This is a genomic window from Corynebacterium sp. KPL2838, from assembly GCF_040225455.1.
GTDB lineage: Bacteria > Actinomycetota > Actinomycetes > Mycobacteriales > Mycobacteriaceae > Corynebacterium > Corynebacterium rhinophilum.
The window spans coordinates 1-12,406 of the sequence record NZ_JBEHFT010000047.1; the positions used below are offsets into that span (position 1 = coordinate 1).

Sequence of the window (12,406 nt, forward strand, 5' to 3'; positions counted from 1 at the left end):
TTCGTGCTCTCAAAGAAAACTACTCCCTACTAGTCGGTAACTGATTTCTCAGTCCAACTAATGGGGAGCAGTTCAATGCGTAGGGCACCCCGTTTTTGGACTTGCGGTTGTTACCCGCTCGAACGATGCCAGCGGTCTTAGTGCCGGATGAGCGGACCGAGGATTGCAGGCGGCCGGTGCGTGTGGGTGCCCATGACTTAGCCCGGTTCGAGACGATGCTCGCTGCCTGAGCGTTAGCGTCTTTAAGGTCGGTGAGGTCGTCGCCTGCCTCCCTTAGGGTGCGGCGCAATTGGCGGCCGCCTTCAATCTTCAGCCCCTGATATGCCAAGGGTTACTCTTCTGCCGCGTTCGGCTCGAATACCGGGTCACCTGCGAAGCGGAACTCGATGTCGGCGGTGTTTTTCTTACCGACTTCGCCGCCGAGCTCGATGGGCTGGATGATTACCGAGCCGGTGATTTTGGCCTTACCTGCAGTTGGTGTAAAGGTTACGGTCTTTACTTCACCGCGGTTCTTCCACGTGTAATCGATGATGCCGCCCTCGGTGAGGTCCTGGTAGGCCTCACCCTCGAGCTTGGCAGCGTACGTGGTATCGCCGGGCATGGACCCGCCACACAAGACGGGTACGGGATCATCTTCGTCGATGTCCCAGGTGACTTTCACTTCGGTCATCTGGCATGAGATGTCGAGCTCGTCGCCGCCGATTTTCAGTTCTCCAGGTCCGAGCTTTTGTGCGCGAGGTGCACGTGCAACCATGATGGTCTCCTTACAGTATTTCGAGTGTGAGCCGGTAGGCCGGTAGTGGTGCAGCGCCGTGGGGTAGGGTCACGGACTCGTCCAGGGCGCTGTCGGTGATTTCGAGGCGGTCATCTTCTTCGATGGCACCGATGATGGTCTCGAGCATGTCGTCGAGTGTCTCTATTGCTTGGATAATTCCGGTGTCGCGGGCGATGAGGTAGACATCGGCCACCGTGGAAAAGTATCCGGGAAATGTCTGTGTGGATAGGCGGCGGGCACTTATCCATGCCCCCGGCGGGGTGATGCGGGGTGGGTCGATGGTTGCTGGGATACCGACCTTTTTAGTCACTGTGACTATATGGTCGAGTTTGTCTTTAATCATCATCCCACCACCGGTTTAGCGTATCGACCGATTTCGAGTAGCTGCGCGAGGTCCGGGTCATTGCGTGAGACGTAGACCGGTCCGAGCTCTCCGAGTGCTTCCACACCACCGGGGGAGTCCCGGCGGCGGTAGATACGCATAGCTAACATCTTGGCACCGTGCTTCCAGTGCGAAGGCCAGTCATCGCGGTCGCCCTTGTAGTTGATGATGAGTGCGTTTACCGCGGCGACTACATCATCAACTTCGAGGCGGTCGCGCTCTCCGAGCTGCATAGCGTGCAGGACATCCTCGGTGCTTACGATGTCAGACATGGTTAGCCCTCAGAGTTTGCTACGGGGCCAGCCGTCGCCTCGTTGAACTTGACAGCGACGATGCCGTTTTGGTTGTTGAGGATGGACGCGTAGTAGCCAAAGATGCCGCTGTCCTTGCCGCCGTGGTCGATGCGCTCGGCATCAACGCGGATTGGCGAGCCCGGTAGTTCGAACCAGGTCATTGCCTGCTTAGCGTAGGCGATGACTTGGCCTTCGGGTACAAGGTCGGTGGCGAGGAAACGCTCGGGCTTGACTCCGAGTAGGTCGAGGTATGCGGGGTTATCCAGCTGCGTAATCTGGAAAAGGCCGAACATCGATGCTGGGTTGACCAGGTAGGTGGTTGGTTCGACGCGGGTGCGCTGCTTGATGAGTAGACGGGCGCGGGCGGCTGCGTGCAGTAGGTCTGGCTCGGTTCCGGTGGTTACTTCCGGGGCGGTCTTGGCAGAGTCGACTGCGAACTTGGCGGCGCGCTCGTCGGTCTTGAGCTTGTAGTCCACAACGCGAGCGTTGAAGAATGCCTGCAGGAATTCCGACTCGTTGAAGTCAAAATATGCGCGGTCGATGTCGTGTCCAGCGGCCAGGCGCTTGGCGTTGACTTCCACGGCCTCGGTGGCCACGGTGCCGGTAGGAATTTCGGCCTTATCGCCCTCGTAGTCATCTACTTCTGGCTTTTTGGTGAAGCGCCATCCGACGGCCTTCATGCGGGTCAGCGTGCCCTGCGTGAAGGTGGGGACGATTTCGCGCTGGTAGTCCGCGCCGTCCCACATCTGTCCGAGCCATTGCGGTGCAGACACGGTGGGGTTAGCCGAGCGGGTGATGTCAGCGAGCGCGGCGGTCATCTCGGCACCTGCTTGGCCGGTCCGCATGCGCTGGATCGTCTCGACTGCTTGGGAGAAAGTCAGCGGTGCGGACTGCTTAACCATGAGACCTCGAGGTGCGCGGGCGGCGGTCACGTTTGCGGCCTCGGTACGGTCGTCCTCTTCTTCCTCGTCCTCGTCGTTGTCCTCGTCGTTGTCCGTGGTCTCACCATCGTTGGGAGATGCGGGCGTGGTCTTTTCCTCGTTGATGGTCTTGCGGATCGTCTTTTTTTCCATGGTGTCCTCTTCCGGTTGCGGGTCGTTTTGAGTATCCGGGGCGGTAGCTAGGGCGGGCGAATCGGCTGCGAATTGAATCGTTACTCGTTCATCGTCATCGGTCGCTTGCGCAGCGGTGACTTGAGAAATACGGGCCTCCTCGAAGGCGGGGATCGGGACCAGCGCGACGGCGGTGAGGATGCCGCTCGTGAGCTGGTTCCCCTTGACTTCCGTGTCGATGATTTCCACACTGAGCGCGTCGCGGATACCGGCCTCGATGTCAGCGACGGCTACGCGGCCATCCTCGGTGTCGCCGATTTCGAATTCCATCTCGAGGCCGTCCTCGGTCTCGGTCATGGCGACGGCGCGACCGACGGGCGTCCAGCCGGGCTGCGTGGAGTGGTCTCGTAGCAATTTCACGCGGCCAATGTCAGCGGGCACGGTGACGGCACCGGCGTTGATTTTTAGGATTCCGCCGTTCGTTCGTCCAGGTGCTCCGTACGGGATGACGGTGCCCTTAATCTTCATTGGTTTCCTGCTTTCGGTGCTTTCCCTCGTAGTCATAGCTTTCTGCTGCGAGCCACGGGAAGAATCGCCGTAGCCAATTCTCGACACTTGGCAGCGTGATGACTCGCTGGATTACAACCAGCGTGGCGAGGAATTGCGCTACTGCTGGAATTTCGTCGATGTCAGCGGCGTCAGCTATTTGGGGAAAGATGGGGATTAGTGCAATCAGGGCGGTAATTCCAGTGCGAAGAATTGCGCGCCACGGGTGATTAACTTGACTTGGTGGGGGCGGCTCGGTGCTCATGCTTTCTAGGGTGCCGGGGCGCATGGCGGGCCATCGAATCAAGCACGATGACGGCCGAGGCGACACCGCCCGCCACGCCGCCAATCAGAGCACAGCACAGTAAGCACACGATGATGGTTAGTGCGGACATTACTTTTTCAGCTCGTTGACCTCGGTCTGCAGCTCTTTGACCATCGCCGTCAGCGTATTGAACGCGTCAGCCAGCTTGCTACCGGGCACTAGTTCCAACTTCTTATCGGCCTCGAGTGCATAGCCAATGGCGGTGTCCTTGAACGGCACTTTCTTACCGGCGTCCAGGTCGACGCGGCTTTCAAACTGGTGGGTGAGCTCGAAGTAAATACGGTCGAGTTTCTTGCGGTCCTCGTTGGTAAACATATCGTCCTCTTTCTTAGGTGCGGCTTGCGCGGGGTTGGTCTTGAGCTTCTCGGCGGTTTCCAGCAACACGTCCATGGGGAAGTTTTTTCCGGGGTCCGTGTGGTCGGTGCCGCCCCACACGCGGGCAGCGTCGTGCGTGGATACGCCTCGGCGGCTCGTGAGTAGGCCGCCGCCGTCGATGTGCACTAGTGGGATGTTGTGCTTTTTCGACCAGGCGGCGACTTGTCGAGCTGCGCGGGTGATGGTGCCGTGGTTGCGCTCCTCAGCGAGCCAGTCCTCGCGGGTCGATGCCGAGTAGGCCACGAAAGACAGGTGCAGGCCAATGTCGTTGCCATAGTTACCGGTAGACCACGTGAGCCAGTCGTCGGTGTTCTCGATGAGCACCTTCGAGCGGTCCACTAGTTGGTGGTATGAACCGGACTGGCTGCGAATCTGGTAGTTGGCGACGTTTTCTGCAGGTGTGGAGAATGCGTTTTCGGTGGTGTGGATAAAGATATTCCGAATCTGGCTCGGTGGTCGGTACGCGCCGAATCCGAATCGTTGTGACCAATCAAGGATTTGGTTCATTGTTTTGCTCCTCTTGTTTTTGAATCTGATAGACCCTTGACAAATCTTCAAATGTTTGGTCTAGGTCGAATCGCAGGCGAATATTGGGGGCGGTCATGTCGTTTTGCGACAGGCGGGCCGCAACCGCGTTCATGAGCGGCGATAGCCCGAATGTGACTAATTCAGACATGCGGGCGGCGGTGTTCTGATACGACAGACTCGAGCCCGATAGAGTGGCGTCGACCATCGTCGCCGGTAGGTTGGCGTGGCGGGCGATATCGACGGCGGCCGCGTTGCGGCCTTCGATGAGTAGGTGCTCCGAGCTCGCGCCGTGCTCTTTGACCTCAATGCCGTTGGAGGTGTAGGCGACGCCGCCGTTTTCGCCTGCGCGGGCGCGAGCCCATCGGGCGATGAGCCGGTCTACATCCTCCTCGGTCATCGGCGCGTCGTTGGTCTGGTGCAGTTCGACCTGGGCGCTGGGATTATCGGCGGCGCGAGCTGCTGCGCGTAATAGCTGGTGCGCTTGCGCGATACTCGAGCGGCCGGTGGTGAGGATGCCTTCGGAAATTCCGGGGATTAGGCAGACATCATCGGCGCGAGCCGGTTGTCCATCGACTAGGACGTTTCCGTCTTGGTCGAGTGACCACATTTCGAACGGCACGCGGGCGGCGTCGATGACCAGGCCGTGATTGTCGCGCTCGACAGCCCAGAGCGACCAGCCGTGAAAGAATAGGTCGTCGATGGTCCAGAGCATGCGGTGGTATGGCGATACATCGCCGTATGTGGTTTCGATGTAATCCGGTGTGCGGCCGTCATCGTCGCCGCTTTTATCGACTGATACTAGTGGCACCCCGGCGATGGTCGAGCATATGAGTGTGCGGGCTCGAGCCAGGGCGGGCACGGCCATGGCCATATCTCGCGTTACCGCCCCATCAAGGCTCGGCATGTCGAGTCCGGCGAATACCGGGGCGAGTATGTCGCCGGATGATAGTGGACTCGCGATAGCGTTGGGGTGGTAGAGCGCAGGCGCGTTGAGTGCCTCTTTGATGCGGCTAATTATTCCCATGAGGTCTATTAGGGGCCTGCAGGTCTAGCGGCTGCGAATCGCTCGCTCTTTGTGCCACCACATAGCGTGCCGAGCTGCAGTGGTCGCGTGCCGGTCATTGTGAGCGGCCTTGGCATGCAGGGCGAGCTCTTTCCAGGCGGTCGCCGGTGCGCCCGCTATATGTCGCCATCCGCACTTATCGCATATTGCCAGTGTGCAGAATAGAGACTCGTCGATGCGTAGATATGGGTCCATTAGATTCCTTTTAGTAGATGACGGGTGCCGCGGGCGCGGCCGGTCGGTGCATAAGGGCGAATAGCGCGAGGGTGGCGGCCTCCAGGGCGGCGATGGACCCGGCGGGGCGCTTGCGGTCCCAAGCCCACGCGTCGCCCATGCGCCGTTGCTCGGCGAGCTCGGCGGCCATGTCGAGCGACTCATCGGGTCGAATGTGAATATCGGGCGCGGCGACACCATCAACATCGACACGGGTGATGCGGTCCATGAGCTCAGCGCAGGCGGTAGATAGGTCCCGTGCGAAGAATTTCGGCGGTTCCAGGTCCGCTTGGCGTAGCTGGTCTGCCAGTGTGCCGCTCGGTCCAATCTTGTCGACCAGGGGCGGCGGCGCGTCATGGCGTTCGACCAGTTTCTGCAGGCGGTTCAGTGCCCAACCGGTGCCGGGCCGCACGTCGACTATCTCGATGATGGGAATGCCGTCATCTCCCCATGCTGCAGCGGCGATGGCGACCTCGGTGCGGTCCATCGATACGGCTGCGCCGAATACCACGGGTGCATCATCGGGGATCATCTTTTCCGACTGAGCGGATTGCCATGCTTCGAGCGGAATGAATCGCTCGCGAGCCCCGGTCGGGCGGTTGCCATAAGCGCGGGCGAATTCGCTTGGCGCGAGTTGGTGCCGGGCGGCTTCCAGGGCGTCCATGTTGAGCGTATGCCCGTACGCCGGGTGCGCAGCGGCTACGGTCTCGAGGTCGCTTGGATCATCGTCCGGACCGATGCCCCACTCAAGTAAAGCGATACGCGAGCCGGGTTGCTTGGCTCGGTCCACTAGGCCATGGAACCACGTCGAGGCGGCGGTGCCCATCGTCGAGACGATAATCGTCTGCGCGCCCGGCCGTGTCGTCTGCGTTGGGACGATAGCCTGCATGAGCGCCTGCGCCTGGGCCTCGTCAAAGACCCATCCCTCATCGATGAAATTCAGGTCTGACTGCTCGCCATGCAGCGAGTCCTCGGACGGCGGGTGCGGCGAAAAGTGCGAGCCGAGGCGCGGAATGGACAGCTGTTCGCTTCCTTGGCTCTTTTTGACCTTGAATAATTCTTTCAGTGGAAACGCGCCGGTCTCGATGCTCTCGACTTGCTCTATCCACTTCTTTCGTGCCTTAAGTCCAGTCTGAGCGGTAGACCAGACGCGGCGCTTTTCGCCGGTGAGCATGCGATGAATGCAGGCAGCGAGCACTAGAGTCGTCTTACCAGCCTGACGGGGCACAGAGATGATCACCATCGGCCACCGAGGTAAACCGGTGCGCGGGTCGATTTCTCCGATGACATCGGCGGCGTATTCCTGCCACGGCATCGCCGGGGTTCCGAGCCAGTCCATGATTTTGCAGATGTGCGGTCCCCAGGTTGGTCCGGTAGGTCTAGGGGTTCCGTACCGCGGGCGTGGATAGCTCGCGAAGTGCTTGAGTGAGCTCGTCATTTGCTTTCGCCTCCCTCGTCTCCGGTGTCATCTGTAGGGCCTCGAGCACCTCGCGATAGGGCCCGGTCAATTGGGCAATTGGATAATACGGTTTCGGCGAGGCCTCGGCCTCGTCCAGGGCGAGCGCGTTAGCGCGGGCTATCGAGATGAGTCCCTCGTCGACTGCCTCGAGTAGTCCGTTCTCGCGAGCGGCGTCGATGGCGGTCTCTAGCATGGCGGCGTGGCGACCTTTAGGTCTGCTAACTTCGAATAATGCTTCTGACATAGCGGCCTTTCGTAACGTGATTTAAGGGGGGTGGGGGCCGGGGGACTAACCCCCGGCTACCCTGCGCCGGGGAGAAAAGGACGGGCTGGCGCGGGGGCTTCCGGGACCCGATTTTTTAAAAAAGTCTTTTCGATTTTTCATTTCTCACCACTCTCGACTCGGTGCAACACGATTTGATTTCAGTGGATGTTTTATCTTCCATTCATCGAGCGACATGTTTCCACGCGATGAATTGCATGACAGATGAGCTGGTCGAAGATTGTCCAGCGAATCATCACCACCACGCGAGCGAGGAATGATGTGGTCAGCTGTTGTTGCTCCTCGATGACCACACAGATGACACACATCGCCATAGCGGTTTAACGTCGCTTGCACCAATCGCCGGGCGCGTCGCCCGCTCCAGGCCCCCGTCACCGTCGGACCCCCGCCCTCGGTGGGCGGGCCCCTACTATCCGGGCCCGCCGGGGTAGGCGTGCCAGCTCCCCCCACGTCCATGGCCTATGCCTGTCCAGGTACGCCTGAGCGGCCATAGTATCCCAATCAGGCGATATACCCTCGAGGCTGCGATACAGGTCGCCACCGGACGCCACAGCGGTCCACACCGCCTTATTCCACCGCGCTGGCTTGAATCCAGTAGTCACCGGGATACCCGCCCGAATGACCCCCACCGGCTCCTCAATGAGAGCGTCTCGAGCGCACATGGAAAGCAACGGACAGTCCTCACACAAGGCGGCGGCCATCATCGCAGCGACCGAGCGAGGTAGCTGCCCTTTAGGCAGTTCCCACCATGAGCCAGGGGACTGGACGTCCCAATCAGCCGGGGTGCCATACCTAGTGCACTGAGCCCCCTCGTATCGGGTGGCGATGTCCTGGAAGTTGACGGTCATTGTGGGCACGGGGTTGTCTCCAATCTAGCTACTGTCCCAGGGGCCTAAGGTCCCATTGATAGGAATCCCCTAAAGGGGAATCTCTTGGTCGATGACCTCCCCAGTGCTGGAATCCCAGTTTTGAACCGCTTTCCATCGTCATCCCATGACTAATAGACCCGCGTGCCTTTCCATGCACGGGGCCTCTCAGTACCACGCCTGCCACTGGTAGCTAGTCAGCGGTAGGCGGCTCCGGGGCGCTAGGCCGGGGCACTTATCAATGTGGTGAAAGCTCTTGAGCGCGTGCGGCTGTTTTTACCCGGTGCTCACACCATGAGCCGGGGGTCCGCCCTCTTCGCGGGGCGTGAATTCAGTTGTGTGAGTCCTCTAGCGTTGGAGTGCTTAGCGACTCATGTGGATTAACCCCGCCGTGGGGTGCGACGAAAGTTAGCGGGATTAATCCACATGGGGCGCTAGAACAGCTTCTTCGTGTTGTGCAGCTTGGCTCGGCAATCCAAGCAGAGCCGCACGCCGTTCTCTTCGGGCGGCACGTGATAGCGAGCGAATGCCCGCTTGCAGCCGGTGCAGCGGTATTCAGAGCGGCGGTGGGGCGTGCGCTCCCTGCAATGCGGGCATTCTGCGCTAGTCATCGGGCAAGTCACCCGCCTCGACACACACCAACGATGCGGTCAATAGATAGCGCTTAAGCCGGTTCAGCTCGGCCGCGTCATCGTTTGAATACACCGGGTCGAATGACTCCCCAACGATGAACCGCAACCAGCTGTATGCCGAAAGCTCGCTCTTATTTGGATCGTCGAGCCAGTCCAGGGCGTGGTCTGCAGCGTTCTCCATAATGCGAGTTAGCTCTTTTTCAGATACACCCCGGCGACTGAGGACGTGAAAGCACTGAGACTGCAGCTTGGTGTAAGCGGCGAGCAGTCCTTGAAGTTCCAGCAAGTCGCCGGTGTTAAGGTTCTCAAGGTTGTTAGCCCGCGTCATCACAGTTCGCCCTCTTTACCGAGGGCTAGACGCACCTGCGAAGCTACCTGCGCAGCGTCGACCTTCTCGATGTAGCGGACCGGTGCCTCATGGAAAGACACCTCTACCTCCTCCTGGATATCGAGGATTGTTGACATCGCGGTGCCGTTGCCCTCGGCCTCAGCAGCCGAGTACATCTCGTCCAGAAGTTCCTTGAGGTTGGACATGGTTAGCGGAATGCTCATTTTGCTGCTGCCTCCTTGGAGGCGAGGGCCTCAATTTCAGCGCGGTCGAATACATAGATACCGCGCTTGCCAAGCGCGCCAATCGGCGCGAGGCGACCGTCTTTGACGCGTTTTAGGACACCTTGACGGCTTAGGCCTAGCGTTTCTGCGGCCCCTGCGGTGCCTAGTAGGTGCTTAGTGGTCATAAAGATACTTATATCCCACTATGCACCTTGTGTGCAACACCTAGGGTGTCATATGGCTACTTTTCGGGTGTTCATTTGACTACTATTGCAGGTAATGGCCATAATTAGCCTTATGACTACATCATTTGCTAGCGGCGGAAAAATACCCGAATGGAATACAGCGGATCGTGTGAGGAAAGCGCGCGAGTCCGCCGGGATGAAACAGGAAGAATTAGCGAGCCGTATCGGTATGTCGCGCGGTGGACTCGCGAAAATTGAGCAGGGCAAGTCGGCCCCGCGTCGCACGACGATTATCGCTATTGCGTTCGCTACTGGTGTCTCGTTGGAGTGGCTCGAATATGGCGAAACCCCCGCGCCGGATAATCCGGGCGGGGGTGAGGTTGTGCGCCATCAGGGAATCGAACCCCGAACCCACTGATTAAGAGTCAGTTGCTCTGCCAATTGAGCTAATGGCGCAGTGTTGACGTCCTGCCGTGCGGCTCTCTGTGCAACGAGTAGAAACTTTAGCACCCCGGTTGAAAAACTGTAAAATCGCCTGGTCATAGCGTGTTTTCGGGGGAGTATAACAGTTTGGACAATGGTGCGCTTGTTTCTGGTATTTGGGGTGGCAAGGCGATAATCTGGATTGGTCTTGAAAGAACTACTGTGTTTCTAAGGTCTACTTAGTGATTAACTCCCTCTCTAATTCCCGCCGCATTGCTGCTGCGAGCATTGCGTGCATTTCCCTGGTAGTAGCCTCGTGCTCCGTTGATTCCGCCGCCGAAAACCGCCCGGAGGATAAGGAAACTACCTCGAGCTCAGCAGAGAAATCTGAGCAGAAAGAAAAGTCGAAGCTTTCCGCCTCCGTGAAGGATGGGGCAGAAGACGTCGATCCTTCCAAGCCCGTCACCGTGGAATCCACCACCGAGCTCAAGAGTGTGACCATGACCAATGAGCTGGGCGTGGAAGTTGAAGAAAAGCTCTCTGAGGACGGCAAGAAGTGGACTACGGCCGAGGATCTTGGCTATAACCACACCTATTCCATCGTTGCCTCCGATAAGGACGGCAATAAGAAGAACCTGAGCTTTTCTACGTCTCAGGCGGCGGGCGTCGCCCAGGTGGCGATGACGCCTATCCCGGGCTCCGAGGTAGGCGTGGGCCAGGTCATCGGCGTGAACTTTGGCACCTATATCACCGACCGCAAGGCTGCCGAGGACACGATTACGGTCACCACCACCCCAGAGGTAGAAGGCGCCTTCTACTGGGTGAATAACCAAGAGGTGCGTTGGCGCCCCAAGGAGTATTGGGAGCCGGGCACCAAGGTTGAGGTCAAGGTCGATCAATACGGCAAGGACCTCGGCGGCGGAATCTACGGCGGGGAAAATACCGGGACGGATTTCACCATCGGGGATCGCACCGTCGCGCTGGTGGATAACGCCACCAAGACCATGAAGGTCTACAAGAATAAGGAGCTCCTGCGCACCATCCCGGTTTCGCTGGGCCGCGACTACCAATACGACACCCCGAATGGGCGCTACGTCATTGGCGATCAGCACCAGTCGCTGCTGATGGACTCTGAGACCTTCGGGTTGCCGCACGATGCGGGCGGGTACAGCACCGAGGTGGACTGGGCTACCCAGATGTCTTATTCCGGCATCTACGTGCACTCTGCGCCGTGGTCCGTGTGGGCGCAGGGTAACTCCAATACCTCCCACGGCTGCATCAACGTCACGCCAGAGGCAGCGCAGTGGTTCCAGAACACCGTCAAGCGCGGCGATATCGTCCGCGTATTCAATACCTATGGCGAGACGCTCAATCCCATGGATGGCTTGGGCGACTGGAACCTGTCCTGGGAGGAATGGTCCAAGGGCAACGCGGACGCTAATCAATAATCCGCACAACCTTTAGGCGCATGGCTACAGTGGTGGCCATGCGCTTTTCTATTTTGGACCGCGGGGCGGCGGGCACGCTCGATGGGATAGCCGAGCATGCGCAGCATGTGGAGCGGCTGGGGTTTCGCAGGTTTTTCCTGGCCGAGCACCACGGCGTGCCGGGCATCCCAGCGGGCCAGCCGGGCATGTTGGCCGCGCACGTAGCGGCGCGCACGCAGCGCATTCGCGTGGGCACCGCAGGCATCATGGTGCTCAACCACCCGCCGTTTCTTGTCGCGGAACAAATCAACCTTCTGGAGGCGTTGTATCCGGGCAGGATCGATATTGGGTTGGGGTCCTCGGTGGGCTTTACGGCACCGGTGCGTAAGGCCCTGCGCCAGGGCGATCCGCTGGAGCTCAAGCCGCAGTTCGAGAACGAGGTTGAGACCCTGCTGCGCTACCTGCGCAGCGAGGAGGCGGTCACGGTGCGGCCCGAGTACGCGGGCACGCCCCTCTATATCCTCGCCGGCTTCCGGTCGGTTACGGTGGCCGCGCGGTTGGGATTGGGCGTCATCCTGGGCGGGCCCGTAGAGATGCAGGAAAAGGCGGCGCGGCTTTACCGCGAGCACGCGCTTGCCGATGCCCCACCTATCATCTCCTCCCTCAATATCGCCGTCGCCGATACCGCGGACCAAGCGCGCGACCTTTTGCTGCCGGAGTCCTATGCAAAGGTCATGGCCCAGTCCACCGGGGAATTCGCGCCGCTTCGCCCGGCCCGCGAATTGGACCTGGAGGGGCTAACGAGCCAGCAACAGCGCCGTATCGACGAGTCCCTGGGCCACGACGTCTGGGGGACGGTGGGGGAAGTGGGGGAGGAACTAAGGGGCATCGGCAAGCAGCTGGGCGTCGAGGAATTCCTGATTACTGGAGACATGCCGGATCTCGCGGGGGGCCTAAACGACAGGATGTGTTGGTGAAGTTATATGTTTAGCCGGTCTGGCGTGCTGGTATTAGGATTATTTCACTT

General features: G+C 59.6%; 16 protein-coding genes and 1 tRNA gene. 3 read left to right on the top strand and 14 right to left on the bottom strand.

Features of this window, described 5'->3' with window-relative positions:
* Positions 1–331 precede the first annotated feature (331 nt).
* The 13 genes from ABRP98_RS10810 to ABRP98_RS10870 all read right to left on the bottom strand — a co-directional run bounded on the left by ABRP98_RS10810 (position 332) and on the right by ABRP98_RS10870 (position 9,529).
* Complete coding sequence (locus ABRP98_RS10810; protein WP_349859191.1) at positions 332–754, bottom strand: hypothetical protein; 423 nt, start codon at positions 752–754, stop codon at positions 332–334.
* Between the two features lie 10 nt (positions 755–764).
* Complete coding sequence (locus tag ABRP98_RS10815) at positions 765–1,085, bottom strand: hypothetical protein (RefSeq protein WP_349859192.1); 321 nt, start codon at positions 1,083–1,085, stop codon at positions 765–767.
* A gap of 32 nt (positions 1,086–1,117) precedes the next feature.
* Positions 1,118–1,429 carry a hypothetical protein gene (locus tag ABRP98_RS10820; protein WP_349859194.1) on the bottom strand — a complete coding sequence of 104 codons (312 nt, stop codon included), beginning with the start codon at positions 1,427–1,429 and terminating at the stop codon, positions 1,118–1,120.
* Positions 1,430–1,431: 2 nt separating this feature from the next.
* A complete protein-coding gene (locus tag ABRP98_RS10825) occupies positions 1,432–3,030 on the bottom strand; it encodes an HK97 family phage prohead protease (protein ID WP_349859196.1) in 1,599 nt (532 codons plus the stop codon).
* Entirely contained in the window at positions 3,020–3,313 is a 294-nt protein-coding gene (locus ABRP98_RS10830; RefSeq protein WP_349859198.1) for a hypothetical protein, read from the bottom strand. Before ABRP98_RS10830 ends, ABRP98_RS10825 begins: the two co-directional genes overlap by 11 nt.
* A 129-nt stretch (positions 3,314–3,442) precedes the next feature.
* Complete coding sequence (locus ABRP98_RS10835; protein WP_349859199.1) at positions 3,443–4,255, bottom strand: N-acetylmuramoyl-L-alanine amidase; 813 nt, start codon at positions 4,253–4,255, stop codon at positions 3,443–3,445.
* Positions 4,239–5,300 (bottom strand): phage portal protein, encoded by a 1,062-nt coding sequence (locus ABRP98_RS10840; protein WP_349859201.1) that lies wholly within the window; start codon positions 5,298–5,300, stop codon positions 4,239–4,241. Before ABRP98_RS10840 ends, ABRP98_RS10835 begins: the two co-directional genes overlap by 17 nt.
* A gap of 244 nt (positions 5,301–5,544) precedes the next feature.
* The gene (locus tag ABRP98_RS10845; RefSeq protein ID WP_349859203.1) at positions 5,545–6,891 is read right to left on the bottom strand and encodes a terminase large subunit domain-containing protein; all 1,347 of its coding nucleotides are present in this window, start codon (positions 6,889–6,891) and stop codon (positions 5,545–5,547) included.
* A 40-nt stretch (positions 6,892–6,931) separates the two neighbouring features.
* Positions 6,932–7,255 (bottom strand): terminase small subunit, encoded by a 324-nt coding sequence (locus ABRP98_RS10850; RefSeq protein ID WP_349859205.1) that lies wholly within the window; start codon positions 7,253–7,255, stop codon positions 6,932–6,934.
* Between the two features lie 144 nt (positions 7,256–7,399).
* Positions 7,400–7,750: an HNH endonuclease gene (locus tag ABRP98_RS10855; protein ID WP_349859207.1), complete on the bottom strand. Its 351-nt coding sequence runs from the start codon at positions 7,748–7,750 to the stop codon at positions 7,400–7,402.
* Positions 7,751–8,763: 1,013 nt separating this feature from the next.
* Positions 8,764–8,973, bottom strand: a complete 210-nt coding sequence (locus ABRP98_RS10860; RefSeq protein WP_349859209.1) for a hypothetical protein — start codon at positions 8,971–8,973, stop codon at positions 8,764–8,766.
* A gap of 146 nt (positions 8,974–9,119) precedes the next feature.
* The gene (locus ABRP98_RS10865; protein WP_349859211.1) at positions 9,120–9,344 is read right to left on the bottom strand and encodes a hypothetical protein; all 225 of its coding nucleotides are present in this window, start codon (positions 9,342–9,344) and stop codon (positions 9,120–9,122) included.
* Complete coding sequence (locus ABRP98_RS10870) at positions 9,341–9,529, bottom strand: helix-turn-helix transcriptional regulator (RefSeq protein ID WP_349859213.1); 189 nt, start codon at positions 9,527–9,529, stop codon at positions 9,341–9,343. Before ABRP98_RS10870 ends, ABRP98_RS10865 begins: the two co-directional genes overlap by 4 nt.
* 112 nt (positions 9,530–9,641) lie before the next feature.
* Between ABRP98_RS10870 and ABRP98_RS10875 the strand changes: the two genes are divergently transcribed.
* Positions 9,642–9,947: a helix-turn-helix domain-containing protein gene (locus ABRP98_RS10875; protein WP_349859215.1), complete on the top strand. Its 306-nt coding sequence runs from the start codon at positions 9,642–9,644 to the stop codon at positions 9,945–9,947.
* Here the strand turns inward: ABRP98_RS10875 and ABRP98_RS10880 are convergent.
* Positions 9,913–9,985, bottom strand: a tRNA-Lys gene (locus ABRP98_RS10880). The genes ABRP98_RS10875 and ABRP98_RS10880 overlap by 35 nt on opposite strands.
* Positions 9,986–10,194: 209 nt before the next feature.
* Here ABRP98_RS10880 and ABRP98_RS10885 point away from each other — a divergent pair.
* Together ABRP98_RS10885 and ABRP98_RS10890 are read left to right on the top strand one after the other, a co-directional pair.
* The gene (locus tag ABRP98_RS10885) at positions 10,195–11,400 is read left to right on the top strand and encodes a L,D-transpeptidase (RefSeq protein WP_284631058.1); all 1,206 of its coding nucleotides are present in this window, start codon (positions 10,195–10,197) and stop codon (positions 11,398–11,400) included.
* 20 nt (positions 11,401–11,420) lie between these two features.
* A complete protein-coding gene (locus ABRP98_RS10890; RefSeq protein WP_502878801.1) occupies positions 11,421–12,356 on the top strand; it encodes an MsnO8 family LLM class oxidoreductase in 936 nt (311 codons plus the stop codon).
* The last annotated feature ends 50 nt before the right edge of the window (positions 12,357–12,406 follow it).

What these genes read in the sequence shown, in the direction of transcription:
- ABRP98_RS10810 (WP_349859191.1), bottom strand. Translation starts at nt 754, where the DNA reads ATGGTTGCACGTGCACCTCGCGCACAAAAGCTCGGACCTGGAGAACTG.
- ABRP98_RS10820 (WP_349859194.1), bottom strand. Translation starts at nt 1,429, where the DNA reads ATGTCTGACATCGTAAGCACCGAGGATGTCCTGCACGCTATGCAGCTC.
- ABRP98_RS10825 (WP_349859196.1), bottom strand. Translation starts at nt 3,030, where the DNA reads ATGAAGATTAAGGGCACCGTCATCCCGTACGGAGCACCTGGACGAACG.
- ABRP98_RS10830 (WP_349859198.1), bottom strand. Translation starts at nt 3,313, where the DNA reads ATGAGCACCGAGCCGCCCCCACCAAGTCAAGTTAATCACCCGTGGCGC.
- ABRP98_RS10835 (WP_349859199.1), bottom strand. Translation starts at nt 4,255, where the DNA reads ATGAACCAAATCCTTGATTGGTCACAACGATTCGGATTCGGCGCGTAC.
- ABRP98_RS10840 (WP_349859201.1), bottom strand. Translation starts at nt 5,300, where the DNA reads ATGGGAATAATTAGCCGCATCAAAGAGGCACTCAACGCGCCTGCGCTC.
- ABRP98_RS10845 (WP_349859203.1), bottom strand. Translation starts at nt 6,891, where the DNA reads ATGGACTGGCTCGGAACCCCGGCGATGCCGTGGCAGGAATACGCCGCC.
- ABRP98_RS10850 (WP_349859205.1), bottom strand. Translation starts at nt 7,255, where the DNA reads ATGTCAGAAGCATTATTCGAAGTTAGCAGACCTAAAGGTCGCCACGCC.
- ABRP98_RS10855 (WP_349859207.1), bottom strand. Translation starts at nt 7,750, where the DNA reads ATGGACGTGGGGGGAGCTGGCACGCCTACCCCGGCGGGCCCGGATAGT.
- ABRP98_RS10860 (WP_349859209.1), bottom strand. Translation starts at nt 8,973, where the DNA reads ATGGAGAACGCTGCAGACCACGCCCTGGACTGGCTCGACGATCCAAAT.
- ABRP98_RS10865 (WP_349859211.1), bottom strand. Translation starts at nt 9,344, where the DNA reads ATGAGCATTCCGCTAACCATGTCCAACCTCAAGGAACTTCTGGACGAG.
- ABRP98_RS10870 (WP_349859213.1), bottom strand. Translation starts at nt 9,529, where the DNA reads ATGACCACTAAGCACCTACTAGGCACCGCAGGGGCCGCAGAAACGCTA.
- ABRP98_RS10875 (WP_349859215.1), top strand. Translation starts at nt 9,642, where the DNA reads ATGACTACATCATTTGCTAGCGGCGGAAAAATACCCGAATGGAATACA.
- ABRP98_RS10890 (WP_502878801.1), top strand. Translation starts at nt 11,421, where the DNA reads ATGGCTACAGTGGTGGCCATGCGCTTTTCTATTTTGGACCGCGGGGCG.